This is a genomic window from Methylobacterium sp. HJ2 (assembly GCF_056431005.1).
In genome coordinates this window covers 97,688-121,851 of sequence record NZ_JBWJYM010000004.1, presented here as the reverse complement: position 1 = coordinate 121,851, position 24,164 = coordinate 97,688, and the positions used below count along the sequence as shown (strand labels likewise).

The following is a 24,164-nucleotide window of genomic DNA, read 5'->3' as shown; positions in this document are numbered from 1 at the left end:
GATGATCAATATCCTGAAGCCGAATCGGCCGGCTCATCTCCATCGGGAATTTGCCGGAACCCTGTACATCGACTTCCTGGCCGAGCTGGCACGCAAGCGCGGGACGCGGAACTATCTGGAAATCGGTGTCCATTTCGGGCATGCGCTCTGCCGGATCGCCTGCGACACGGCAGTCGGGATCGACCCTGACTACGTGCTGGAAGAGGACGTGACCAAGCTCAAGCGGCGCACGCTTCTGCACCGCTGCACCAGCGATCGCTTCTTTGCCGAGACGGATGTCCGCGCCCTCGTCGGTGGCGGGATCGACCTCGCCTTCCTCGACGGGTTGCATCAGTTCGAGTTTCTGCTGCGGGATTTCTACAATACCGAGGCCGTCTCTGACCCGAACGGGCTGATCGTCCTGCACGATTGCATGCCGCTGAACGTCGAGATGACCACCCGCGATCCGGCAGCCGATCGCAGCGATCTTCTCAAAGGCATGTGGACCGGCGATGTCTGGAAGCTGATTCCGATCCTCCGGACCTACCGGCCTGATCTCGACGTCGTGCTGGTCGATTGCCCGCCGACCGGTCTTGTCTGCGTCACTGGACTCGACCCCGAGTCCCGGATTTTGTCGAAACGCTACCGGGAGATCGTGCGCGCCTTCCGCGATATTCCGGATGCCGCCGAGCGCATCGCTACGATTTACGCGGAGACGCCTGTCCTGCGCTCAGCCGACATCCTGAACGGTCACGATCACTCGTTGTATTTCCGAGTGTAAGCGGCGGCTGAATACTGCTCTTCTATCGAACGCCGCGGCCTTAAGGCCGCGGCGCGCTCATTTTAAGCTGCGATAGACTGGGAGGTGGGGCGGGCTTCCTGCACGTCGGCATCCACGTGCGCTTCGAAGCGTTTGAAGTTTTCGTTGAACATAGCGACCAAGCGTGCGGCCGTCTCCGCGAAGAGCGCCTTGTTCGCCCACGTCTTCACCGGGGTGAGGATGTGGGGCTCGACGCCCGGCACCGAGACCGGCACCGCGAGGCCGAAATACGGGTCGCGGCGGAACTCCGCCTTCGAGAGCGAGCCGTCGAGCGCCGCGGTGAGGAGTCGGCGCGTCACCCGGATCGGCATGCGGCGGCCGGTGCCGACGCCGCCCCCGGTCCAGCCGGTGTTGACGAGCCAGCAATCGACGCTGTGCTTGGCGATGAGGTCGCGCAGCAGGTTGCCGTAGGTGCTCGGGTGGCGCGGCATGAAGGGCGCCCCGAAGCAGGTCGAGAATGTCGCCTCCGGCCCGGTCAGGCCGCGCTCGGTGCCCGCGACCTTGGCGGTGTAGCCCGAGAGGAAATGGTACATCGCCTCGGCGCCCGTCAGCTTGGCGATCGGGGGCATCACCCCGAAGGCGTCGCAGGTCAGCATGACGATGTTCTTCGGGTGCCCGGCCCGGCCCGTGGCGCTCGCGTTGGCGATGAAGTCGAGCGGGTAGGCGCAGCGGGTGTTCTCGGTGAGCGAGGCGTCGTCGAAATCCGGCACGCGGGTGAGCGGGTCGATGATCACGTTCTCCATCACCGTGCCGAAGCGCTCGGTGGTGGCGTAGATCTCGGGCTCGGCGTTGCGCGAGAGCCGGATCGTCTTGGCGTAGCAGCCGCCCTCGAAGTTGAAGATGCCCTCGTTCGACCAGCCGTGCTCGTCGTCGCCGAGAAGCTGGCGCGAGGAATCGTTCGACAGCGTGGTCTTGCCCGTGCCCGAGAGCCCGAAAAAGATCGCCGAGCCGCCCTCGGCGTCGAGCGCGGCGTTGGCCGAGCAGTGCATCGGCATCACGCCGCGCCCCGGCAGGATGTAGTTGAGGTAGGTGAAGACCGACTTCTTCATCTCGCCCGCGTAGGCCGAGCCGCCGATCAGCACGAGCTTGCGCGCGAAGTCGATGGCGATCACGGTCTTCGAGCGGCAGCCGTGCCGGGCGGGCTCGGCCTGGAAGCTCGGCAGGTCGATGATCGTGAGGTCGGGCACGTAGCCGGCGATCTCGGAGCGTTCGGGCCGGATCAGCAGGTTGCGGATGAAGAGCGAGTGCCACGCGAACTCGGTGAAGACCCGCGCCTTCACCCGGTGGGACGGGTCGGCACCGCCGTAGAGATCCTGGGCGAACAGCTCGCGGCCCTCGGCATGGGCCAGGAAGTCCTGATAGAGCGTCTCGAACTGCTCGGGCGTGATCGCGCCGTTGTTGTCCCACCAGATCTCGTTCTCGGTCGAGGCGTCGCGCACCACGAACTTGTCCTTGGGCGAGCGGCCGGTATGGCTGCCGGTCGTGGCGACCAGCGCGCCGCCGCGGGCGAGCTGACCCTCGTGGCGGCCGAGAGACTCCTCGTAGAGGCGGGGCGCCTCGAGGTTCCAGTGGACCGCCTTCAGGTTGCGCAGACCGATCGCCTCGGCGCCGTGGCCCGCGTTGAATTCACCGTTGTTGTTCACGATTGTCCTCCCGAGCCCCTGTTCGCGCCGCAGATCGCCGTGCCGTGGCCGGCCATCCCGTTGATCGTCGTCGAGAGCGTCCGCGCGGTCGTACAGGGCCGCCGCGCGCCGGTTCACCGCTCCCGCTGGTTCCTTCGTTGGACGGCGTCGCCGTCCGGTCAACATGCACTTTCGGCCTATTCGTCGAAGACGACGGCGCCTCAAATTCAGGACGCGCCGCGCGAGAACATGCCTCGTCGCGCCCTGACCAGCCCCTGCTGGTCCGATGCGCCTGTCTGTAGCCTGAACGATGCCGCAGGGGCGGGCGAACGCGCGACGGAGGCCCTATATTGTAACCCGGCGAAGCGCCTTCCCCGATTGCCCCGAACACCGCTAAGGACCGCCTGCGGAGGCCGCGCGACGGGTTCCGCGGCCCGCAAACGTCTTGCGGGATCGGGGCGCCCGCGAGACGAGAGACATCGATGCCACAAGCCGTCGCCGGTCCCGAGATCGAGCGCCTGATCCAGCTGCTCGCGCGGATGCCGGGCCTCGGGCCCCGTTCGGCCCGCCGCGCGGCGCTGCAGCTCATCAAAAAGCGTGACACGCTGCTCGGCCCCCTCGCCGACGCCATGCGCGTCGCGGTCGAGCGCATCGTCGTCTGCCGGGATTGCGGCAACGTCGACACCAGCGATCCCTGCACGATCTGCCGCGATGCCACCCGCGATCCGACGACGCTCGTGGTGGTCGAGGACGTCTCGGACCTCTGGGCGCTGGAGCGCTCCGGCGCCGTCTCGGCGCGCTACCACGTCCTCGGCGGCGTGCTCTCGGCGCTCGACGGCGTGCGGCCGGAGCACCTCAACATCGCCCGCCTCGTGGAGCGGGCGAGCGACCCGGCCGTCAAGGAGCTGATCCTGGCCCTCAACGCCACCGTGGACGGCCAGACCACGGCCCACTACGTCACGGAATCGATCCGGCATCTCGGCCTGACGGTGACGCGCCTCGCCCACGGGGTGCCGGTGGGCGGGGAGCTCGACTACCTCGACGAGGGCACCCTGTCGGCCGCGATCCGGAGCCGGACGGCGTTCTGAGCCGGGCCGCAGCCGCGCGCATCGGTCTGAAAGGCGTTATTTGACCGGCCCTTCGCGCGACCCTATTGCGTCCCTGATCCCGCCTCACGCCGATCGACTCATGGCCATCCTTCCCCTCGTCATCCTGCCGGATTCGCGCCTGCGCCTCGCCTCCGAACCCGTCGGGTCGGTCACGAAGGAGATCCGCGCCCTCGCGGACGACATGCTCGAGACGATGTACGACGCGCCCGGCGTCGGGCTCGCGGCGATCCAGATCGGCGTGCCCAAGCGCCTGATCACCATCGATACCTCGAAGGAGGAGGGCGTGCGCCGGCCGCAGGTCTTCCTCGACCCGGTGGTCACCTGGACCTCCGAGGAGACGCGCAGCTACGACGAGGGCTGCCTGTCGATCCCCGATTACTATGCCGAGGTGATCCGACCCGACCGGGTGCGCGTGCGCTTCCGCGACCTCGACGGCACCGAGCAGGAGATCGAGGCGGACGGGCTGCTCGCCACCTGCCTCCAGCACGAGATCGATCACCTCAACGGCGTGCTGTTCATCGACCACATCTCGAAGCTGAAGCGCGACCGCGTGATGAAGAAATTCGCCAAGGCGGCCAAACGCGACGCGGCCTGAGGCCGGGATGCGCGTCGTCTTCATGGGCACCCCGGATTTCGCGGTGCCGACGCTGGCGCGGATCGCGGCGGACGGGCACGACATCGCGGCCGTCTACACGCGCGCGCCGGCCCGCTCAGGTCGCGGCATGGCGCTGCGCCCCTCTCCCGTCCACGCGCAGGCCGAGACGCTCGGCGCCCCGGTGCTCACCCCCGCCACCCTGCGGACGCCGGAGGCCGCCGAGACCTTCGCCGCGCATCGCGCCGACGTTGCCGTGGTGGTCGCCTACGGGATGCTGCTGCCGCAGGCGATCCTCGACCTGCCGCGCCACGGCTGCCTCAACCTGCACGGCTCGTTGCTGCCGCGCTGGCGCGGGGCGGCTCCGATCCAGCGCGCCGTGATGGCGGGGGACGCTGAGAGCGGCGTCGGCGTGATGCGGATGGAGGCCGGTCTGGATACCGGGCCGGTGGCCCTGGAGGCCCGCGTCCCGATCGGCCCCGGCACCACCGCGGGCGAGCTGCACGACGCGCTGATGCCGGTGGGCGCCGAGCTGATGGCCCGGGCGCTCGCCGCCCTCGGGCAGGGCACCCTCGCCTTCGTGGCGCAGGCCGAGGAGGGCGTGGTCTACGCCCACAAGATCAGCAACGACGAGGCGCGGATCGACTGGTCGCGCGACGCCGCCGTGGTGGCGCGCCACGTCAACGGCCTGTCGCCCTTCCCCGGCGCCTTCTTTGAGGCCGATCTCGGCAAGGGATCGGAGCGGGTGAAGGTCCTGCGCGCGTGCGCCGCCGCGGTAGAGGGCGCGCCGGGCACGCTGCTGGATATGGACGGCACCATCGCCTGCGGCGCGGGCGCCGTCCGCCTCTTGGAGCTGCGCCGCGCCGGCAAGGGCGGCGTCGCGTCCGGACCCGAGTTCCTCCGCGGTGCCCGGCTGGAGCCGGGGGCCCGTTTGGCGTGACGCGCCGATCCGCTCTCCCGAGGCGGTCATCGGGGCGGGTTCGCTGAGATGCCCCGCTACAAACTCGTCATCGAGTATGACGGCGGACCGTTCTGCGGCTGGCAGCGTCAGGCCGAGGATCCGACGGTGCAGGGCGCCCTGGAAGCGGCGGTGCTGCGCTTCTCCGGCGAGAGCGTCCGGCTCACCTGCGCCGGTCGGACCGATGCGGGCGTGCACGCCATCCATCAGGTCGCCCATCTCGATCTGGCCAAAGCTTGGCGCACCGACACGGTGCGGGACGCCCTGAACGCGCATCTGCGCCCGCTCCCGGTCGCCGTGGTCTCGGCCGAGATCGTGCCGGAGAGCTTCGACGCGCGCCACTCCGCGATCCGCCGGCACTACCGCTACCGTATCCTCAACCGGCGCAGCCCCGCGGCGCTCATCCGCGCCCAGGTCTGGCACGTGCCGTGGCCGCTCGCCGTCGAGCCGATGCAGGCGGCGGCCCGGCGCCTCCTGGGGCGCCACGACTTCACCGCCTTCCGGGCGGCGGAGTGCCAGGCCGCGAGCCCGGTGCGCACCCTGGAGCAGCTCGACGTGGTGCGGCAGCGCTTCGGCCTGTTCGACGAGATCGTGGTGGCGACCTCCGCCCGCTCCTTCCTGCACCATCAGGTCCGGGCGATGGTCGGCACGCTGATGCTGGCGGGCTGCGGGCGTCTCAGCGCCGACGACGTGGCCGAAATCCTCGCGACCGGCGCCAAGAACCGCTGCGGCCCGCTGGCGCCGGCTTGCGGGTTGACGTTCGTGGGGGTGGATTACGCCGAAGCGGGTGCCGAGCCCGCCCTGTCGCCCGGGAAATAGGCGTCGAGCACGCGGCCGTAGATTGCCGTCAGGCGCTCCAGGTCGGCCACCGCCACGCACTCGTCCACCTGATGCATGGTCTCGCCCACGAGGCCGAACTCGATCACCGGGCAGGCATCCTTGATGAAGCGCGCGTCCGAGGTGCCGCCGGTCGTCGAGAGCGCCGGGCGTCGCCCGGTCTCGGCCTCGATGGCGGCGCTGACGAGGTCGGTGAAGGCGTCGGGCCGGGTCAGGAAGGCGGGCGCGTTCGAGGGCTGGAGATCGAGGCTGTAGCGAATCGCGTTGCCGGCCGCGCGGCCGAGCCGGGCGCGGATCTCGGCGCCGAGGCTCTCGGCGCTCCAGCCCTCGTTGAAGCGGATGTTGAACACGGCCTTCGCCTGCGCCGGGATCACGTTGGTGGCCGGGTTGCCGACGTCGATCGTGGTGAACTCGAGGTTCGAGGCGTCGAAATGCGTCGTGCCCCCGTCGAGCGGGTCGGCGGTGAGGGCGGAGGCAAGGCGCAGCATGCCGGGGATCGGGTTCTCGGCCCGGTGCGGGTAGGCGACGTGGCCCTGGCGGCCGTGCACCGTGATCGTGCCCGTGAGCGAGCCGCGCCGCCCGATCTTGATCATCTCGCCGAGCGCGTTCGGGTTCGTCGGCTCGCCCAGCACGCAATGGTCGAAGCGCTCGCCGCGGGCGCGAGCCCAATCCAGCAGCTTCACGGTGCCGTTGACGGCCGGTCCCTCCTCGTCGCCGGTGATCAGGAAGGCGATCGCGCCGTCGAAGGTCGCGCGCCCCTTCAGGAAGGCCAGCGTGGCAGCGAGCATGCAGGCGATGCCGCCCTTCATGTCGACGGCGCCGCGCCCGTAGAGCATCCCGTCCGCGATGGCGCCGCCGAACGGATCGTGGCGCCACGCCGCCGGATCGCCCGGCGGCACGACGTCGGTATGTCCCGCGAAGACGAGACAGCGCCCGCCGCTGCCGCGGCGGGCGTAGAGGTTCTCGATATCGGGCGTGCCCGGTTCCGAGAAGACCGGCCGCTCGACCGTGAACCCGGCCTCGCCGAGGAGGTCCGCCAGGAGCCCGAGGGCGCCCCCCTCGGCCGGCGTCACCGAGGGGCAGCGGATCAGGGCCTGGGCCAGGGCGACGGCGGACGCATCCGGGTACATGGGATCACCGATACTCGTGCAGGCTCGGGCAGGACCGCCGCGGCCGGCTTATTTCACCATCGCCACCTGCGCGTCGCCCCGGCGACGCAGCACGGTGACGGTCACGTCGTCCTCGTGGCGATGCAGCTTCAGGTCGACCCGCGTGGCCCCGAGCCGCAGGTTGAAGATCGAGATGCCGTCGAGGAAGGGCGGCAGGATCGGGTTGCGGAAGCGGATCCGGTTGCGGCCGTGGTCGATCTCGAGCCCGAGGCAGGCGGCCAGGAAGGCGAAGGGGGCCGCCGCCGCCCAGGCCTGCGGCGAGCAGGCGACCGGGTAGGAGACGGGTCCGCGCTGGCGCCGCCGCATGAAGCCGCAGAACAGCTCCGGCAGGCGCTTCTGGTCCTGGTAGAGCGCCGTCTCGAACATGCCCTGGAAGATCTGCGCCGCCTCCGGCTTGAGGTCGTAGCGGGCGAGCCCCATCGCGATCATGGCGTTGTCGTGCGGCCAGATCGAGCCGTTGTGGTAGGACATCGGGTTGTAGCGGGCCTCGCCGCGGGCGATCGTGCGCACGCCCCACCCGTTGAAGCCGTCCTTCGAGAGCAGGTTCTCGGCGACCCGCGCCGCCCGCTCCGGCAGGGCGATGCCGGTGAAGAGGGCGTGCCCCGCATTTGAGGAGCGGACGGCGCATTGCTTCTTGGCGCCGTCGAGGGCCAGCGCGTAGGTGCCGATCTCCTCGTTCCAGAACGCCGTGTCGAAGGCCTCCCGCAGCTCCCGGGCCTGGTTCGTCAGGGTCTCCGCCATGGCGTCGTGGCCGAGCATGGCCGCGAGCTTGGCCATGCCGTTCTTGGCGGCGTAGACGTAGCCCTGGACCTCGCACAGCGCGATCGGACCCTTGGCGAGCTGGCCGTCGGCGTGGAAGATCGAATCGTGGCTGTCCTTCCAGCCCTGGTTCTCCAGGCCCTTGTCGGTGTCGCGGGCGTATTCGACGAATCCGTCCCCGTCGCGGTCGCCGTACTGGTTCATCCAGGTGAGCGCGAGTTCGAGCGCCGGCCAGATCCGGGCGATGGTCTCGCGGTCGCCCGTCACCGCGTAATATTCCCAGGCCAGCATCACGAAGAGCGGCGTGCCGTCGATGGTGCCGTAATAGTGCCGGAACGGCACCTCCCCGAGCATCGCCATCTCGCCGCGGCGCGTCTCGTGCAGGACCTTGCCGGGCTGCGCGTCGGCCGCGGGGTCGACCGCCTTCGCCTGGGTCGAGGCGAGGTAGCGCAGCACGCCCTTGGCGAAGTTCGGGTCGATCCAGAGCGTCATCATCGCCGTGATGATGCCGTCGCGCCCGAACACCGTGGAGTACCAGGGGATGCCCGCGAAGGGGTAGATGCCCTCGGGCGTGCGGCTCGCCAGCATGTAGAGATCGGCGGTCGCGCGGCAGGCCGCCTCGTTGAACTGGTCGTTCGAGGAGATCACCGTCGTGATGCCGGCGGTGAGCTGGCGCAGGTCGCGCCGGGCGTCGCGATAGGCGCGCGCGAAGATCGTGCCCTCGCCGAGCCCCTTGGGCGGGCGCGTCACGGTGCTGCCGGCCGCGAGCGAGAGCTTGGCGGCGGCGTCCTCGCCGACCTGCGCCGCGGCGGGGGCGCTGGTGAAGGCCTTGTGCGTCTCGAACATCACCCGGATGAACAGCGAGACCCGGCCCTCGGGCGGCAGCGAGACCTCGAACACCGCCCGGCCCGGCTCCAGCAGGTTGGGCGTCGGGCCGAAATGCAGGGAGGTGGTGCGCACGATCTCGTCGAGGCCGACGTAGCGGAACTGCACCTCGGTCTCGCTCGCCACCTGTACGGCGCGGCGCCCGCGCTTCGGACGGTCGGTGCCGCGCACCTCGAACAGGTCGCGGAAATCCGCATCGAAGGTCACGGCGATCTTGAGGGTGCGGTGGCGCGAATCGTAGGAGCGCAGGCCGATCCGGTCGTAGCAGGCGCCTCGGAACAGGAACTTGGTGCGCTCGATCGCGATCACCTCGCGGGGGATCGAGGTCTCGTCCTGGGCGTCGAGGCGGATGTCGGGCGTCGTCATGTCGACGCTGAGGGCGCCGTTATCGTCCTGCATCACCGAGGAGAGCATCAGCGGGCGCTGATCCTCCACCGTCAGGCCGAGCCGGGACAGGTAGCGGGTGTCCTGGAAGTACAGCCCCTCCGGCCCCGGCTGCACGCCGATGTCGCCGTAGGAATCGAGCACCGCGAAGGCCTCGCCGAACTTCAGGGAGCGCAGCGGGCGCTCCACGAGCGAGGTCTGCGCCTCGATGTGATAGGGCGGCAGCACCTCGTCGGCGTCCTGGAAGCCGCGCAAGGTCGCCTGCTTCGCGCTCTGCACCGTCGCCGTCACGCTCTCCGCCATGCCTGGGCTTCTCCGGTTCGGGGGTTGTCGAGGATGCGATCGCTGCGAATCGACAGGGCCGCCGCATCGGGCGATGCGGCGGCCCTTGTGACCGTGCGAGTGAGGCGCTTCTACGACGCCGGCAAGGGCTTTGCGAGCCCTGCAAGCCCGGTGCCGCGTCCGGTCAGGCCGGCATCGCCGCGACCGAGATCGCCGGCCGCGCGGTCCCGTTGATGTCGCCGTATTGCGGCGCGAAGGCCGCCGCCTTCGGCAGCTTGATCACCTCGCCCTGCCGGGCGATCAGCGCCTCGTAGGCGGCGACGTACTTCTTGACCATGCACTCGGCCGTAAAGCCGGTCTCGAAGTGCCGGCGCACGCCGGCGCGGCTCATGGTCTTGACCGTGTCGACCGCGGCGACCGCATCGTCCATCGTCTCGCAGAGCACGCCGCCGACGCCGTCCTTGATCACCTCGGGGACCGAGCCGTTGCGGAAGGCGATCACCGGGGTGCCGGCCGACATCGCCTCGATCATGACCAGGCCGAAGGGCTCCGGCCAGTCGATCGGGAAGGCGAGCGCGAGCGCGTTGCCGAGGAAATCCTTCTTCTGCTCCTCGTTGATCTCGCCGATATACTCGATCAGCGGGTGGTGGATCATCGGCTCGATGACCTCGTCCCAGTAATCCTGGTCCGCCTTGTCGACCTTGGCAGCGATCTTCAGCGGCACGCCCGAGCGGATCGCCATCTCGATCGCCCGGTCGGGGCGCTTCTCGGGGGAGATCCGGCCGAGGAAGGCGAGATAGCCGCCCTTCGACTCGGGGTAGAACGGGCAGTTCTGCTGCGGCAGGCCGTGGTGGATCGTCGAGAGCCAGTTGACCGTCGGGGGCATCGGCTCGCGCTGGTTGTCGGAGATCGACACCAGGGGCATGCCCGTGAAGGTCTTGTAGACCGGCATGAAATCCGGAACGTCGAGGCGACCGTGCATCGTGGTGATGCACTTGTGGTTCAGGTCCTCGAACATCGGGTACTGGAGCAGGTCGATATGGAAGTGCAGGATGTCGAATTCGTGCGCGCGCCGATGCACCTGATGCAGCATGGCGAGGTGGCTCGCCGTGTGGTCGCGGTAGCCGAGGAGCCGCAGGCCCTCCGGCGTGCAGGCCGCGAGCTTCGCGCTGGTCTGCGAGTCGCCGCTGGCGAACAGGGTGACATCGTGGCCCTGACGGACGAGTTCTTCTGTGATCCAGCTGACGACGCGCTCGGTGCCGCCGTAGAACTTCGGAGGGACGGCCTCCGAAAGCGGGGCAATCTGGGCAATGCGCACGAAAGTGTCTCCTGTGAAGGCCGGAATTGCGGGGATCTAACCCGATCGGGCCTGAGTGGGACATGAACAGAACGGACGGCCAAGGTTTATGGTTCCTTGGCCCGGGCGCCGTCACGGGACTTTTGTGCGGCGCGCAATCCCGTCCCCGCTTTCCTCAAGGGCGGGGCCGAATCGGGCCCGGGAGAGCCGCGTGCGCGGCCTCCTCCGGGGCGACTGCGCCGAGGCCGGCCGTTCCACGAGGGTCCTGCCGCAGGTAACGAGCCTGCCGCGGGCGAAGGTTCCGCCGCGGGCGGGCATTGAAGCGGCGTCTCGTTTCTGTCATAAGCCGCCCCGCGTCGAACCGCCCGGCCGATAGGGCTGCCGTGGCGGCTCGTGCTGCTCCATCAGAAGCAACTTCGCGCAAACCTCCCCGGACATCCGGTCGGAGGGCTTTGCGCATCGGAGAGCCAAATGCCCAAGCTGAAGACCAAATCGGGCGCCAAGAAGCGCTTCAAGATCACCGGCACCGGCAAGGTGATGTACGCCCAGGCCGGCAAGCGCCACGGGATGATCAAGCGGACGACGAAGCAGATCCGCAACCTGCGCGGCACCACGACCCTGTTCGAGGGCGACGCCGCCAACGTGAAGAAGTACTTCCTGCCCAACGCACGGTAAGTCTTCGTCCCAGCGAATCCAGCTTCAGTAATCCAGGAGAATCCCGATGGCCCGCGTCAAGCGCGGCGTGACCAGTCACGCGAAGCACAAAAAAGTCCTCAAGGCCGCCAAGGGCTATTACGGCCGGCGCAAGAATACGATCCGCGTCGCCAAGCAGGCGGTGGAGAAGGGCATGCAGTATGCCTACCGCGACCGTAAGAACAAGAAGCGCACCTTCCGCGCCCTCTGGATCCAGCGCCTCAACGCCGCGGTCCGCGAGCACGGCCTGACCTACTCGCGCTTCATCGACGGCCTGGCGAAGTCCGGCATCGTCGTCGACCGCAAGGCCCTGTCCGAACTCGCGATCCATGAGCCCGCGAGCTTCGCGGTCGTGGTCGAGAAGGCCAAGGCAGCCCTGCCGGCCGCCAAGGCCGCGTAAGTCTCGAACGGCGCCGACGGCGTCGTTCTGGTGGGCGCGGTGCAGGAATGCGCCGCGCCCTCGTCATTTCCGGGGTGGCCTACCGGGCTCGGCGCTTGCCTCGGCGCGCGCGACCCGCGATGTACGCGCCCCGAAGCCGCCGTGCACGGCGCGAGGCAAGGCGTAGGACGCGAATGACCGACCTCGACACGCTCGAACGCGATCTGCTCGCCCAGGTCGAGACGGCCTCGGACGAGGCCGCCCTCGAATCCGTCCGGGTCTCGGCGCTGGGCAAGAAGGGCAGCGTCTCGGAGCTGCTGAAGACCCTGGGCGCGATGACGCCCGACGAGCGCAAGCTGCGCGGGCCCCTGATTAACGGTCTGCGCGACCGGGTGCAGACTGCGCTCGCCCGGCGGCGCGAGGCGCTGGCGGAGGCCGCGCTTGAGGCCCGGCTCGCGGCCGAGCGGATCGACGTCACCCTTCCGGTGCGGGAATCGCCCGAGGCGCGCGGCCGGATCCACCCGATCTCGCAAGTGATCGATGAGGTCACGGCGATCTTCGCCGACATGGGTTTCGCGGTGGCCGAGGGCCCCGACATCGAGACGGACGAGCTGAACTTCACCGCGCTCAACTTCCCGCCCGGCCATCCGGCGCGTGAGATGCACGACACCTTCTTCCTGGCGCCCGACCGCGACGGGAAGCGCAAGGTGCTGCGCACCCACACCTCGCCGGTCCAGATCCGCACGATGCGCTCCCAGGAGCCGCCGATCCGGGTGATCATCCCGGGGCGGACTTACCGGCACGATTCGGACCAGACCCACACGCCGATGTTCCATCAGGTCGAGGGGCTGGTGATCGACAAGTCGGCCACCATCGCCAACCTGAAATGGGTGCTGGAGGAGTTCTGCAAGGCCTTCTTCGAGGTGGATGCCGTGAAGATGCGCTTCCGCCCCTCGTTCTTCCCCTTCACCGAGCCCTCGGCGGAGGTCGACATCCAGTGCGCGCGCAAGGGCGGCGAGATCCGCTTCGGCGAGGGCACGGATTGGCTGGAGATCCTGGGCTGCGGCATGGTCCACCCGAACGTGCTGCGCAATTGCGGCCTCGATCCCGACACCCACCAGGGTTTCGCCTTCGGCGTCGGCCTCGACCGCATCGCCATGCTCAAATACGGCATGCCGGACCTTCGCCCGTTCTTCGAGGCCGACATGCGCTGGCTGGAGCATTACGGCTTCCGGCCGCTCGACGTGCCGAGCCTGGTCGGCGGGCTGACATCCTGATTCCATCGGCGGCCGCGTCCGGCCGCCCGCGCATCCTGAACGGCGCGCCGACCTGCGGGGCGCGAGCCGAGGGACATCCCCGATGAAATTCACGCTCTCCTGGCTCAAGGACCATCTCGATACCGGCGCCGCGCTCGACGAGATCGCCGAGACGCTGACGCGGATCGGGCTCGAGGTGGAGGGCATCGCCGACAAGGCCGCGGACCTGAAGCCCTACATCGTCGCGAAGGTGCTCAGCGCCGAGCAGCATCCGAACGCCGACCGCCTGCGGGTCTGCTCGGTCGATACCGGGACCGGAGCGCCCGTGCAGGTCGTCTGCGGCGCGCCGAACGCGCGGGCGGGCATGAAGTCCGTGTTCGCGCCGCCCGGCACCTACGTGCCCGGCAAGGCCATCACCCTATCGGTCGGCACCATCCGGGGCGTCGAGAGCCGCGGTATGCTCTGCTCGGGGGCCGAGCTCGGCCTCGGCGACGATCACGACGGCATCCTCGACCTGCCCGAGGACGCTCCCGTCGGCACGCCCTACGCCCTCTATGCCGGGCTCGACGATCCGGTCATCGAGATCAACCTGACGCCGAACCGGCCGGATTGCACGGCCGTCTCGGGGATCGCCCGCGATCTGGCGGCGACCGGGATCGGCACGCTGAAGCCGGTGCCCCGGCCCCCCGTGCGCGGCGAGGGCCCCTGCCCCGTGCCGGTGACGCTCGCGTTTTCCGAGCACGATCGCGATCTCTGCCCGCTCTTCGCCCTGCGCCTCGTGCGCGGCGTCCGCAACGGACCCTCGCCCGAGTGGATGCAGGCGCGGCTGCGGGCGATCGGCCTGCGCCCGATCAACGCCCTGGTCGACATCACCAACTACATGACCTTCGACCGCGGCCGGCCGCTCCACGTCTTCGATGCCGCCAAGGTTGCGGGGGGATTGGTCGTGCGCCGGGCGCGGGAGGGCGAGAGCCTGAAGGCGCTCGACGGGCGCGTCCACGCGCTGAGCGCCGAGATGGTGGTGATCGCCGACGGGAACGGCGTCGAGTCGATCGCCGGCATCATCGGCGGCGAGGCGTCCGGCTGCGACGAGGGCACGACCGACGTGCTGATCGAATCGGCGCTCTGGGATCCGGCCAACATCGCCCAGACCGGCCGCCGGCTCGGGGTGGTGACCGATGCCCGCTACCGATTCGAGCGCGGCGTCGATCCGGCCTTCGCGCTCCCCGGCCTCGACCACGCCACCCAACTGGTGATGGACCTTTGCGGCGGCAGCCCGAGCGAGGCGCTGATCGCGGGCGAGCCGCCCGAGAGCGAGCGCACCATCGACTTCCCCTGGACGGAGGTGCGTCGGCTCGCCGGTATCGAGATCCTCCAGCCCGAGATGCGGGCGATCCTCGAGGCCCTCGGCTTCCACGTGGCGGGCTCGGGCGACCGGGTGACGGTGCTCACGCCCTCGTGGCGCCCCGACATCGAGGGCAAGGCCGATCTCGTCGAGGAGATCATCCGCATCGCCGGTCTCGACCGGATCGAGCCGAGGCCCCTGCCCCATTCCGCGACCGTGACGCGGCCGGTGCTGACGCCGATCCAGAAGCGCACCCGGCTCGCCAAGCGCGCGCTGGCGAGCCGCGGCCTGATGGAGGCCATGACGTGGTCGTTCATCCCGCACGCGGATGCGGTGCTGTTCGGCGGCGGCGGCGCGGATCTGGTGCTCGCCAACCCGATCGCCTCGGAGCTCTCTGACATGCGTCCGAGCCTCGTGCCGGGTCTGGCGCGCGCGGCCCAGCGCAACGCCGACCGCGGCTATCCCGACGTCGCTCTGTTCGAGGTCGGCCAGTGCTTCGGCAGCGATCAGCCCGAGGGCCAGAGCATCCGGGCGGCGGGCCTGCGCCGCGGCAGCGCCGGCTTCACGGGCGCGGGCCGCCACTGGGACGGCACCGCACCGGCCGTCGACGCGTTCGCGGCCAAGGCCGACGCGCTGGCGCTCCTCGCCGGCCTCGGCATGCCGACCGGCGGCCTGCAGGTCGTCGCGGGCGGCCCGGCCTGGCTGCATCCGGGGCGCTCCGGCACATTGCAGTTCGGGCCGCGGAACCCCGTCGGCTATTTCGGGGAGCTACACCCCCGGGTCGTCAGGGCCCTCGACCTCAAGGGCACGCTGGTGGCCTTCGAGATCGATCTCGGCGCCCTGCCCCTGCCGAAGCATCGGCCGACCAAGGCGAAGCCCGCCCTGGCCCTGTCGGACTTCCAGCCGATCGCGCGCGACTTCGCCTTCGTGGTCGGGCGCGACGTGCCGGCGGGCGAGATCGTGCGCGCCGCGCAGGCGGCCGAGCGCAAGCTCATCGCCGGGATCGACGTGTTCGACGTCTACGAGGGCACCGGCATCCCGGAGGGCTCGAAATCCGTGGCGATCGCCGTGCGCCTCCAGCCCGTCGAGCGCACGTTGACTGATGCCGAGATCGAGGCCGTCAGCGGCCGGATCGTCGCCGAGGTGGCGCGCAAGACCGGCGCCAGCCTGCGGACCTGACATACGGCCGGTCGATCGACAGGGCGACGGGATCGGTGGGCCGGATCGGGCATGAGGCCCTGCGGCAGGAGGCGAGCATGGACGACGCGGCCCTGATCGAGCGTCTGGCGACGGCGCAGCATCTCCCGACGGAGGCTCTGCGCGCGGCGCTGGCACGTCCGGAGGCGATCGCGCCCGAGACGCTGCGGCTCCTGGAGGCGGCGGCGTCGGGCGCGGATCTCGACGACGACCAGCAGAGCCTCCTGTTCTGGGGCCTGCATGTCCTGGCCCATGCCCGCGACACCCGGGCGCTGTCCCCGCTGCTCCGCCTGCTCCGGCAGGACGAGGAGACGGTCGATTCCTATCTCGGCGATGCCGTCACCACGACCCTCGCCAAGATCGTGGCGAGCCTGTTCGACGGCGCGATCGATCCGATCTACGCCCTGATCCTCGACAGCACGGCGGACGATGCCGTCCGCCAGGCGCTGTTTGCCGCCTGCACCACCCTCTGCCACACCGGGCGGATCGACCGGGAGGGGCTGCGGGCGCTGCTCGTGCGCTTCGACGAGGCCAAGGCCGCCGTCGAGGAGGGCGTGGCCTGGATCGGCTGGGAGGAGACGATCGCCCGGCTCGGCTTTCGCGATCTCGCCCCGCGGGTCGAGGCCGCGCGGCGGGACGGCCGCATCACCGACGAATTCAGCGACCTCGCGTGGTTCAAGGAGACCCTGCGCTTCGCCGAGCGGCATCCGGGCGATGCGAGCCGCTTCGATCGCTGGAGCTACGGCACGCTCGACGACCCGCTGGCCGATCTCGCCTGGACCGAGGAGGGTGCGGGCGAGCCCCAGCGCAACCCCTACAAGAACGTCGGGCGCAACGACCCCTGCCCCTGCGGCAGCGGCAAGAAGTTCAAGAAATGCTGCCTGCCGCGGGTCGAGGTCGCCTGATCAGGCCGCGGCCGAGCCCGTCCCGCTGAGGGGGTTGGCCTCGTCCCAGGCGTAGTGCAGCGTCTCGAAACGCATCGAGCGGGCATCGACCATCAGCAGCCGCCCGACCAGCGGCTCGCCGAAGCCGGCGACCGCCCGGATCACCTCCATCGCCATCAGCGAGCCCATGACGCCGGCGAGCGCGCCCAGCACCCCCGCCTCGGCGCAGGGCGGCACGCTGCCGGGCGGCGGCGGTGCGGGGAACAGGCAGCGATAGGTCGGGTTCGGGCGCCCGTCCGGCCCGGTCTCGTGGGCGCGGATCGTGGTGAGCGAGCCGTCGAACTGGCCGAGCGCCGCGGTCACCAGCGGTCGCTGCGCCGCGAAGCAGGCGTCCGAGACGGCGTAGCGCGTCGCGAAATTGTCGGAGCCGTCGGCCACCACGTCGTAGCCCGCGATCAGCGCCGCGGCGTTCTCCGGCGTGATCCGGAGCGGATGAGCGAGGACCTGCACGTGCGGATTGAGCCGTGCGACGGCGTCCGCCGCACTGTCGACCTTCGGCCGTCCGAGGTCCGCGGTGCCGTGGATCACCTGCCGCTGCAGGTTCGAGAGCGAGACCGTGTCGTCGTCCGCGATGCCGATCGTGCCGATCCCGGCCGCCGCGAGGTACTGGATCAGCGGCGCCCCGAGGCCGCCCGCCCCGACGACCAGCACGCGGGCCCGCTTCAGCCGGGCCTGTCCGGGTCCGCCCACCTCGCGCAGGACGAGGTGGCGGGCGTAGCGTTCGATTTCTGCGGGGTCGAGGGCCATGGCGGTGAGATAGGCGTCCCTGCGCGCAAACGAAAGCGCCGCCCCGGAGGAGCGGCGCAGGCGTCTCGACGGATCCTGTCGCGTTAGCGCGGAGCCAGGATCATGATCATCTGGCGGCCCTCGAGCATCGGCTCGCTCTCGACCTTGGCGATCTCGGCGGTCTCGTGCTTGACCCGCTCGAGCAGGCGCAGACCGATGTCCTGGTGCGCCATCTCGCGGCCCCGGAAGCGCAGGGTCACCTTGACCTTGTCGCCCTCCTCGAAGAACCGCTGCACGGACTTCATCTTGACGTCGTAATCGTGCTTGTCGATGCCGGGGCGGAGCTTGATCTCCTTGACCTCGACCGTCTTCTGGCGCTTGCGGGCCTCGTTCTGCTTCTTCTGCTCGTTGAAGCGGAAGCGGCCGTAATCCAGCAGCTTGCAGACGGGCGGGACGGAGTTCGGTGCGATCTCCACGAGATCGAGACCGGCCTCTTCGGCCAATTGGAGAGCATCGAAGAAGGGCACGACGCCACGGTTCTGCCCGGTGTCGTCGATCAGCTGCACTTCGCGGACGCCGCGAATGTCCCGATTGGCGCGCGGCCCGTCCTTCTGCGGGGCCGGCATGGCTCTCATAGGTCTACGAATGGCTACTATCTCCTGATGCAACGACGAAACGGCGATCCGGGACCCTCATCCGTAGATGGCCCGACCGCCGACCGCACCGGCCATATCCGGGCTTTACTACCTTGGCCGAAGTGGGGCGCAAGTCAACACCTGGACCGTTCTGCGAAGTGCCGTTCCGGCCGAATGGTTCCTGAAATCTCGGTCTCACATGTGAGAGTGCGGCGTGTTTCCTTCAAGGTCGGTGCGCCCACCCCGCGGCCCGGACGTCAGGGCGCGCGGCCGAGAAGACGGGCGTAGATCGCAAGGGTGTCGCCGACCATGCGCTCCAGGGAGAAATGCGCCTCGACATGGGCGCGTGCCCGCCGCGCCAGCGCGTCCCGGGCGCTGGCGCCGAGCGCCAGGGCCTCGGTCAGGGCGCCGGCCAGCGCCGCGGCGTCGCCTGCCGGCACCCGCCAGCCCGTGCGCTGCCCGGGATCGACGTCGGGCGGGCTCAGCACCGTCTCCGGCACCGCGCCGAGGTCCGACACCACCACGGGCGTGCCGAGCGCCTGCGCCTCGACGGCGGACCGCCCGAAGGCCTCGGGCTCGACGGACGGGACCGCGACGGCCGAGGCGGCGCGGAAGGCCGCCGGCATGTCGGTGCAATGGCCGACGCGGCGGACCAGGCCCTGGAGCCCGCGCGCCCCGATCAAGGCGTCGATCTCGCGCTCGTAGGCGGCGCGACCCTGCGGGTCGCCGGCCAGCACCACGGCGAGGTCCGGCACGCCCCGGTCGCGCATCAGCGCGGCGGCCTCGATCAGCACGCGGTGGCCCTTCCACGCGGTGAGGCGCGCGGCCAGCAGCACGACGCGCTCGTGCGGGGCGACGCCCCAGGCGCGCCGCAAGGCCTCGACACGGCCGGGACCCACGGCGACGGGCGTGAAGGTCGAGAGGTCGGTCCCGCGATGGATGACTTGGACGCGGTTACCCGCCTGCTCGGCGTGCAAGGTCCGGATCAGGTCGGCAGTGTACGCGGAATTGGCGATCACCACGTCGCCGCGCGCCATCACCGAATTGTAGAGCACCTTCACGCCGGTCCGCCCGGAATAGCTGCCGTGATAGGTCGTCACGAAGGGAAGCTTGAGGTGGCGCGCGGCCCCGAGCGCCACCCAGGCCGGGGCCCGCGAGCGCGCATGGATGATCTGGACTCCCTCGCGGCGGCACAGGCGCGCGAGGCGCGCCACGTTGAGCGCCATCGCCGCCGGGTTCTTCGACGCGGCGGGGAACGGCACCCAGGTGCCGCCCTTGGCCTGCAACTCGCCCACGAGCCGTCCGCCCTCGGTGGCGACCAGGGCCCGGGCGCCCGCGGCCGCCAAGCCGGCGGCCACGTCGACGGCGGTGCGCTCGGCGCCGCCGGCCTCGAGCTCGGGGATGATCTGGAGCACGCACGCGCCGGCGAGCGGCGCTGCATCGGTCGGGAAGCCCGTCGCCGGGCGCGACTCGCTGCTCATCGGGTCTGCCGCGCGCGGGGCAGGAGGATCGAGGGGGGCGCCGGAACGCTGCGCAGCCCGCGACCCACGGCTTCGATTACACACATTGCCAGAGCATCGCCGTCCCGCTTTACGCTCCGGTAAACGGATCGCGAAGCCGAAGCGTTCAGGACGAGAATCGATCCGATCGGAGAATGCGATGACGGAATCCGGAGAGCCCGAATTCATCGAGGTCGGCGCCGACAGGCGCGCGATCGCCGTGCGGGTCCGCGACGGCGCGGGGCCACCCGTCGTCTGGCTGGGCGGATTTCGCTCCGACATGGGAGCGACCAAGGCGACGGCGGTGGACGACTGGGCCGCCCGAACCGGGCGGTGCTTCGTGCGGTTCGACTATACCGGGCACGGCCGCTCGGGGGGCGACTTCGCGGCCTGCACCATCTCGACCTGGCTGGCGGATGCCGAGGCCGTGATCGCGCGCTTCGCTCCGGATCGGCCGGTGCTGATCGGTTCCTCGATGGGCGGCTGGATCGCCTGCCTCGCGGCGCGGGCCCGCCTCCGGCGCGGGGAGACGCCGGCCGCGGGCGTCGTGCTGATCGCACCCGCCCTCGACTTCACCGAGGATCTGATGTGGGCGACGTTCCCGCCCGAGATCCGGGCGACGCTGGAGCGCGACGGCGTCTGGATGCGCCAGAGCGCCTACGCGCCGGAGCCCGACCCGGTCAGCATGGCGCTGATCGAGGACGGGCGCCGCAACCGCCTGCTGACCGGGCCGCTCGAACTCGGCTGCCCGGTCCATATCCTGCAGGGCATGCGCGACCCGGACGTGCCGCACCCGCACGCCTTCAAGATCCTGGACCGTCTTCCGGCCGAGGGGACGGTCATGACGCTGATCGCTGACGGCGACCACCGGCTCTCGCGACCCGAGGACATCGCCCGCCTCGTCGCGGCCGTCGCCGAGATGGCCTGATCCGAGAGGGGAAGTCTCGCTCCCGGCTGCGTCGCGGCCGGGAGCGGATCCTGGCTTATCGCCTGGGCTGCCCGGGGTGATCCCGGGCGCCGCCGGCGCCCCGTCAGTGCAGGCTGACGGGCTGCAGATCGTGCGCGAAGGCGTTCGCCAGCACGACCTCGCGGGAATCCGCGAGCAGGATCGGCGCGCCGCTGGCGGAGAGCAGGGCGAACAGGTCGAGACCGGGGGTCAGGTCCGGTGCCTGCGGAAACATCCGCTTGACCTCGTCGGAGCGGATCGGGCGCACGTAGGCGATGTGCCCCTCGCCCAGTGCCGCGAGATCGGCCGCGTTGAACTCGGCCGGATCGAGATCGGCCGGGGTGAGGGGAGACGAATTCAGATCGGTCATTGCTGGCCCTCCTTCCAAGGCAGAGCATCACGCCCCGGGTGTCCCGAAGCGACTCCGGAGCCTGAACAGGATGTGGGTATCGGCCGCCCCGCAATCAATCGTGCGCGAGGATCGCGCTCGGTCCCGTGCTTCGACGGCGTGCGCGGTGATCAGTCGCGCGCGATGATCGCGATCCTGCGCACCACGCGCTCCGGCTCGGGGCGCACGAGGTCGATGGAGAGCAGCCCGTTCGCCAGGTCGGCGCCGAGCACCTCCATGCCGTCCGCGAGCAGGAAGGCCCGCTGGAACTGGCGCGCGGCGATGCCCCGGTGCAGGAACTGGCGCTCGCGCTCGTCGACCTGCCGGCCACGCACCACGAGCTGGTTTTCCTCCAGCATCACGTCGAGCTGATCGCTCGTGAAGCCCGCGACCGCCAGCGTGATGCGCAACCGCTCGGGCTCCCGGTCGGTGCGCGCCACGCGCTCGATATTGTAGGGCGGATAGCCGTCGTTGGCGGCCTTGGACACCCGGTCGAGGGCCTGCTCGATCTCGTCGAAGCCGAGCAGGAACGGGTGGCCGAACGGAGAGGGACGGGTCATCGTCGGCAAGCGTCCTTGAAGCGGGGCCCCGGAACCTCGCGGTCGTTGGGCGCCCCGTCGCCGTGGAGCCCGCGCGATGCAGCGCTCCCGCCCCGCGGATCTGCCGGGACGGCTCAGATATGGCGGACCCGCCCGCGGCCATCAAGGGACGGCGCCCGGCTCGGCGCGGGCCGTCGCGGACTCTGACAGAGCGAGGACTAGGCTGGCGCCGGGTCCAGGAACAACTGGCAAGCGGACGCGGGGAAAACCGGCAACGGTGCGACCCAGGACTTCACAATCTCTCAATAACAGTTTGGAATTGCTCTGATTTTCTCGCAGAGCCTTGATCCGATGGGGTGTCCCGCGATATCGCCCCGGTCGGGTTGGCTGGACGAGTGGGCGAGAGCCCGACCGTCCGGACCGCCGCAGCGGAGGCAGCATGACCGAGTCGTCCCATCCGCCGGGCCACAACGCTCTGCCCCGGGTCGCGGACGTGTGCGGGGACGATGCGGATGTCCTCGCGCTCTCGGTCGTCCGGTTCGTGGCGGCGGGCTACATGACGCGCGACGTGGCCTGCTGGGACGCCGCCTTCGACGGGGCCGAGCGCCTGCTCGGCGTCGATGAGGGCGCGCGGTTCGTGTCCTGTGCCGTCGCCCTGATCCGGGCGCTGCGCGCGGAGCGGGAGGGCGACTGGTCGTTCATGCCCGCGACCTGCTGCCGCGTCACCGGGCACGAATGCGCCCTGGTGGCGCTGATCGATTGCGGCCGCCGTCGCCTCTGGGACGAGGCGGAGCGTCAGGCCGCCGCGATCACCGGCCAGGCGCAGGCGCCTCGCCTGGTCGCGGCCTTGCGCGCGGCGAGCGCCGTGATCGAGGCGGCTTCGCAGCGCCTCGACGGCCCGGGCAGGCCGCGCGGCGCCGCTTTGCACTGAGGGGGGATCCCACGGGATCGGGACGACCGGCCGTTCGCCGGAACAGGAGAGGGAAACCGGATCGTGATGGGGAGCATGGAGATGTGGATGCGGGGCGTGCCCCTGCACCGTCGACGGATCGGCCGGCTGGCGCTCGACCTGGCGGCCTGCCTCCTCCTGTCCGGGCTCTCCAGCATGTCCGCACTCGCGCAGGACGCGGCGTCCGAGAAGCTGCCCCTGAAGCTCCAGCTCAACCGGCTCGAGCCCGCCGGCGAGGCCTGCCGGATCACGATGCTGATCGACAATGCCCGCGGGCCGGCCCTGAAGACCTACAAGGTCGATCTCTTCGCCTTCGACACCGAGGGCGTCGCGCAGAAGCGCGTCGGCGTCGAGCTCGGACCGATCCCGGCCCGCAAGACCACCGTGAAGCTGTTCGAGTTCCCCGGCATCGCCTGCCCGAAGATCGGCCGTGTCCTGCTCAACGACGTGATCGCCTGCGACGGCGGTGACGCTGGCCGCGAGGCCTGCCTCGACCGCACCGAGACCGAGACCAAGGGCACCGTCCCGTTCGACCGCTGAGCGCGGTCGCCCGATCCGTCCCCGGACGCGGCGCCTCGTCTGGACGACCGTCCGGGCCGGCCTCGCCCGGGGCGCCGGACCCGAACGAACCCCGCTCCCCGGTGGATCCGTCCGCCGGGGAGACCACGCCGTTGCCGCGCGCGAGCGCCTGACACCGAGGAGTCCGACATGGATCCGACCGCCGCCCCGATCGACGCCGCGCACGACTTCTCCTTCCTCGGCCTGTTCCTGCAGGCCGATCCGATCGTGAAGGGCGTGATGATCCTGCTCGCGGTCGCTTCGATCGCCTGCTGGACCGTCGTCTTCGAGAAGGTCGTCCGGCTGTCCGCGGCAAAGCGGCAGGCCAAGGCCTTCGACACGCTCGTGCGCTCGGGCGGCAGCCTGGAGGCCGGGGGGAAGGGCATCGCCGGGCATGTGGTGGCGGCGGCCATCGAGGCGTGGCGCGACCAGGACGCGAGCGAGACCCGGGCCGAGCGGCGCGACCGCATCGAGCGGGCCATGCGCGCCGCCCTCGGCCTGGAGATCAAGCGCCTGCAGAACGGCCTTTCCCTGCTGGCGACCTCGGGCTCGACGGCCCCCTTCATCGGCCTGTTCGGCACGGTCTGGGGCATCATGAACTCGTTCTCGTCGATCGCCCGCAGCCAGGACACCTCGCTCGCGGTGGTGGCGCCCGGCATCGCCGAGGCGCTGTTCGCCACCGCGATCGGCCTCGTCGTCGCGATCCCGGCGGTGATGGCCTACAACAAGCTGAGCGGCGACATCGCCCGCCTCCAGAGCGGCTTCGTCTCCGGCATCGGCATCCTCGGCAACCGGCTCGCCCGCGACCGCGCCGGCCCGCACCGCGCCGCCGCCGAGTAGTCCCGCCGCACCGCCACGCCGCGGCGCAAGCCCGCTCGATCCCTCCGCCCTGCGGACGGGAGGCCGGGAGCGCCGCCCACATTCCGGAGGCCGCCACATGGCGATGGGTTCGATCCGTTCTGGCGGGGGCGACGACGAGGACGGCCTCGACGCGACCCCGATGTCCGACATCAACGTCACCCCGATGGTCGACGTGATGCTCGTCCTGCTGATCATCTTCATGGTCGCGGCGCCGCTGATGACCACGGGCGTGCCGGTGCAGCTTCCGAAGACCGCGGCGGCCAAGGTCGGGCAGGCGAAGAAGCCGCTGGAGGTGACGGTCGACAAGGACGGCCAGCCCTCGATCGCGAAGGAGATCTTCACGGTCGAGAGCATCGCTCCGCGCCTGCGTGCGCTCGCCGAGGAGAACAAGGATCAGGTCGTGCTGGTCCGCGGCGACCGCGACGTCCCCTACGGCAGGATCATGGAGGTGATGGGCCTCGTCGGCCAGGCCGGGTTCTCGAAGGTCTCGCTGATCGCCCAGGCGCCCGGCGGCTCGACCGCCTCCCCGGCGCCGGCGGCGCGCTGAGTTCGAGAG

The 24,164-nt window shown here is 70.4% G+C and carries 24 protein-coding genes; 15 read left to right on the top strand and 9 right to left on the bottom strand.

Translation table 11 applies throughout. From position 1 onward, the window contains the following. Window position 1 precedes the first annotated feature (1 nt). Window positions 2-760 (top strand): class I SAM-dependent methyltransferase, encoded by a 759-nt coding sequence (locus ACS5RC_RS11765; RefSeq protein WP_478344047.1) that lies wholly within the window; start codon window positions 2-4, stop codon window positions 758-760. A gap of 62 nt (window positions 761-822) precedes the next feature. Here the strand turns inward: ACS5RC_RS11765 and ACS5RC_RS11760 are convergent, their stop codons facing one another. Further along, window positions 823-2,442 carry a phosphoenolpyruvate carboxykinase gene (locus tag ACS5RC_RS11760; RefSeq protein WP_478344046.1) on the bottom strand — a complete coding sequence of 540 codons (1,620 nt, stop codon included), beginning with the start codon at window positions 2,440-2,442 and terminating at the stop codon, window positions 823-825. Window positions 2,443-2,903: 461 nt separating this feature from the next. On the opposite strand from ACS5RC_RS11760, the gene recR reads away from it, so the two are divergent. The 4 genes from recR (at window position 2,904) to truA (ending at window position 5,899) form a co-directional block, all read left to right on the top strand. Continuing rightward, complete coding sequence (gene recR, locus ACS5RC_RS11755; protein ID WP_478344045.1) at window positions 2,904-3,509, top strand: recombination mediator RecR; 606 nt, start codon at window positions 2,904-2,906, stop codon at window positions 3,507-3,509. 100 nt (window positions 3,510-3,609) lie between these two features. Then, window positions 3,610-4,125 carry a peptide deformylase gene (gene def, locus ACS5RC_RS11750; protein ID WP_478344044.1) on the top strand — a complete coding sequence of 172 codons (516 nt, stop codon included), beginning with the start codon at window positions 3,610-3,612 and terminating at the stop codon, window positions 4,123-4,125. Between the two features lie 7 nt (window positions 4,126-4,132). Next, the gene (gene fmt / locus ACS5RC_RS11745; protein WP_478344043.1) at window positions 4,133-5,062 is read left to right on the top strand and encodes a methionyl-tRNA formyltransferase; all 930 of its coding nucleotides are present in this window, start codon (window positions 4,133-4,135) and stop codon (window positions 5,060-5,062) included. 48 nt (window positions 5,063-5,110) lie between these two features. Then, complete coding sequence (gene truA, locus ACS5RC_RS11740) at window positions 5,111-5,899, top strand: tRNA pseudouridine(38-40) synthase TruA (protein ID WP_478344042.1); 789 nt, start codon at window positions 5,111-5,113, stop codon at window positions 5,897-5,899. Here the strand turns inward: truA and dapE are convergent. The 3 genes from dapE to ACS5RC_RS11725 all read right to left on the bottom strand — a co-directional run bounded on the left by dapE (window position 5,854) and on the right by ACS5RC_RS11725 (window position 10,714). Beyond that, window positions 5,854-7,047 (bottom strand): succinyl-diaminopimelate desuccinylase, encoded by a 1,194-nt coding sequence (dapE, locus tag ACS5RC_RS11735; protein WP_478344041.1) that lies wholly within the window; start codon window positions 7,045-7,047, stop codon window positions 5,854-5,856. The two genes, truA and dapE, sit on opposite strands and share 46 nt — an antisense overlap. Before the next feature lie 48 nt (window positions 7,048-7,095). Further along, window positions 7,096-9,417, bottom strand: a complete 2,322-nt coding sequence (locus tag ACS5RC_RS11730; RefSeq protein WP_478344040.1) for an amylo-alpha-1,6-glucosidase — start codon at window positions 9,415-9,417, stop codon at window positions 7,096-7,098. Between the two features lie 163 nt (window positions 9,418-9,580). Beyond that, a complete protein-coding gene (locus ACS5RC_RS11725) occupies window positions 9,581-10,714 on the bottom strand; it encodes a glycosyltransferase family 4 protein (RefSeq protein ID WP_478344039.1) in 1,134 nt (377 codons plus the stop codon). Window positions 10,715-11,164: 450 nt separating this feature from the next. On the opposite strand from ACS5RC_RS11725, the gene rpmI reads away from it, so the two are divergent. From rpmI to ACS5RC_RS11700, 5 genes are all read left to right on the top strand, one after another. Further along, complete coding sequence (rpmI, locus tag ACS5RC_RS11720) at window positions 11,165-11,368, top strand: 50S ribosomal protein L35 (RefSeq protein WP_007561407.1); 204 nt, start codon at window positions 11,165-11,167, stop codon at window positions 11,366-11,368. Between the two features lie 46 nt (window positions 11,369-11,414). Then, window positions 11,415-11,786 (top strand): 50S ribosomal protein L20, encoded by a 372-nt coding sequence (gene rplT / locus ACS5RC_RS11715; RefSeq protein WP_478344038.1) that lies wholly within the window; start codon window positions 11,415-11,417, stop codon window positions 11,784-11,786. Window positions 11,787-11,959: 173 nt separating this feature from the next. Then, window positions 11,960-13,042, top strand: a complete 1,083-nt coding sequence (gene pheS, locus ACS5RC_RS11710) for a phenylalanine--tRNA ligase subunit alpha (RefSeq protein WP_478344037.1) — start codon at window positions 11,960-11,962, stop codon at window positions 13,040-13,042. Window positions 13,043-13,124: 82 nt separating this feature from the next. After that, a complete protein-coding gene (gene pheT / locus ACS5RC_RS11705) occupies window positions 13,125-15,545 on the top strand; it encodes a phenylalanine--tRNA ligase subunit beta (RefSeq protein ID WP_478344036.1) in 2,421 nt (806 codons plus the stop codon). Between the two features lie 77 nt (window positions 15,546-15,622). After that, window positions 15,623-16,468 carry a DUF1186 domain-containing protein gene (locus ACS5RC_RS11700; RefSeq protein WP_478344035.1) on the top strand — a complete coding sequence of 282 codons (846 nt, stop codon included), beginning with the start codon at window positions 15,623-15,625 and terminating at the stop codon, window positions 16,466-16,468. Here ACS5RC_RS11700 and ACS5RC_RS11695 read toward each other — a convergent pair whose 3' ends face one another. From ACS5RC_RS11695 to ACS5RC_RS11685, 3 genes are all read right to left on the bottom strand, one after another. Next, complete coding sequence (locus ACS5RC_RS11695) at window positions 16,469-17,254, bottom strand: HesA/MoeB/ThiF family protein (protein WP_478344034.1); 786 nt, start codon at window positions 17,252-17,254, stop codon at window positions 16,469-16,471. Between the two features lie 83 nt (window positions 17,255-17,337). Beyond that, complete coding sequence (gene infC / locus ACS5RC_RS11690; protein WP_478344033.1) at window positions 17,338-17,859, bottom strand: translation initiation factor IF-3; 522 nt, start codon at window positions 17,857-17,859, stop codon at window positions 17,338-17,340. A 266-nt stretch (window positions 17,860-18,125) separates the two neighbouring features. After that, window positions 18,126-19,349 (bottom strand): glycosyltransferase, encoded by a 1,224-nt coding sequence (locus ACS5RC_RS11685; RefSeq protein ID WP_478344032.1) that lies wholly within the window; start codon window positions 19,347-19,349, stop codon window positions 18,126-18,128. 178 nt (window positions 19,350-19,527) lie between these two features. On the opposite strand from ACS5RC_RS11685, the gene ACS5RC_RS11680 reads away from it, so the two are divergent. Then, window positions 19,528-20,295, top strand: a complete 768-nt coding sequence (locus ACS5RC_RS11680) for an alpha/beta hydrolase (protein ID WP_478344031.1) — start codon at window positions 19,528-19,530, stop codon at window positions 20,293-20,295. Between the two features lie 103 nt (window positions 20,296-20,398). On the opposite strand, the gene ACS5RC_RS11675 is transcribed toward ACS5RC_RS11680, so the two are convergent. Together ACS5RC_RS11675 and ACS5RC_RS11670 are read right to left on the bottom strand one after the other, a co-directional pair. Continuing rightward, window positions 20,399-20,683 (bottom strand): BQ00720 family protein, encoded by a 285-nt coding sequence (locus tag ACS5RC_RS11675; protein WP_478344030.1) that lies wholly within the window; start codon window positions 20,681-20,683, stop codon window positions 20,399-20,401. Window positions 20,684-20,832: 149 nt separating this feature from the next. Next, a complete protein-coding gene (locus ACS5RC_RS11670) occupies window positions 20,833-21,261 on the bottom strand; it encodes an Hsp20 family protein (RefSeq protein WP_478344029.1) in 429 nt (142 codons plus the stop codon). A 418-nt stretch (window positions 21,262-21,679) separates the two neighbouring features. On the opposite strand from ACS5RC_RS11670, the gene ACS5RC_RS11665 reads away from it, so the two are divergent. The 4 genes from ACS5RC_RS11665 to tolR all read left to right on the top strand — a co-directional run bounded on the left by ACS5RC_RS11665 (window position 21,680) and on the right by tolR (window position 24,155). After that, on the top strand, window positions 21,680-22,171 hold the full coding sequence (locus tag ACS5RC_RS11665; protein ID WP_478344028.1) for a hypothetical protein: 492 nt from the start codon (window positions 21,680-21,682) through the stop codon (window positions 22,169-22,171). Between the two features lie 66 nt (window positions 22,172-22,237). Next, a complete protein-coding gene (locus tag ACS5RC_RS11660; protein ID WP_478344347.1) occupies window positions 22,238-22,729 on the top strand; it encodes a Tat pathway signal protein in 492 nt (163 codons plus the stop codon). A gap of 168 nt (window positions 22,730-22,897) precedes the next feature. Next, window positions 22,898-23,587 (top strand): MotA/TolQ/ExbB proton channel family protein, encoded by a 690-nt coding sequence (locus ACS5RC_RS11655; RefSeq protein WP_478344027.1) that lies wholly within the window; start codon window positions 22,898-22,900, stop codon window positions 23,585-23,587. A gap of 97 nt (window positions 23,588-23,684) precedes the next feature. Further along, window positions 23,685-24,155 carry a protein TolR gene (gene tolR / locus ACS5RC_RS11650; RefSeq protein ID WP_478344026.1) on the top strand — a complete coding sequence of 157 codons (471 nt, stop codon included), beginning with the start codon at window positions 23,685-23,687 and terminating at the stop codon, window positions 24,153-24,155. Window positions 24,156-24,164: the final 9 nt, after the last annotated feature.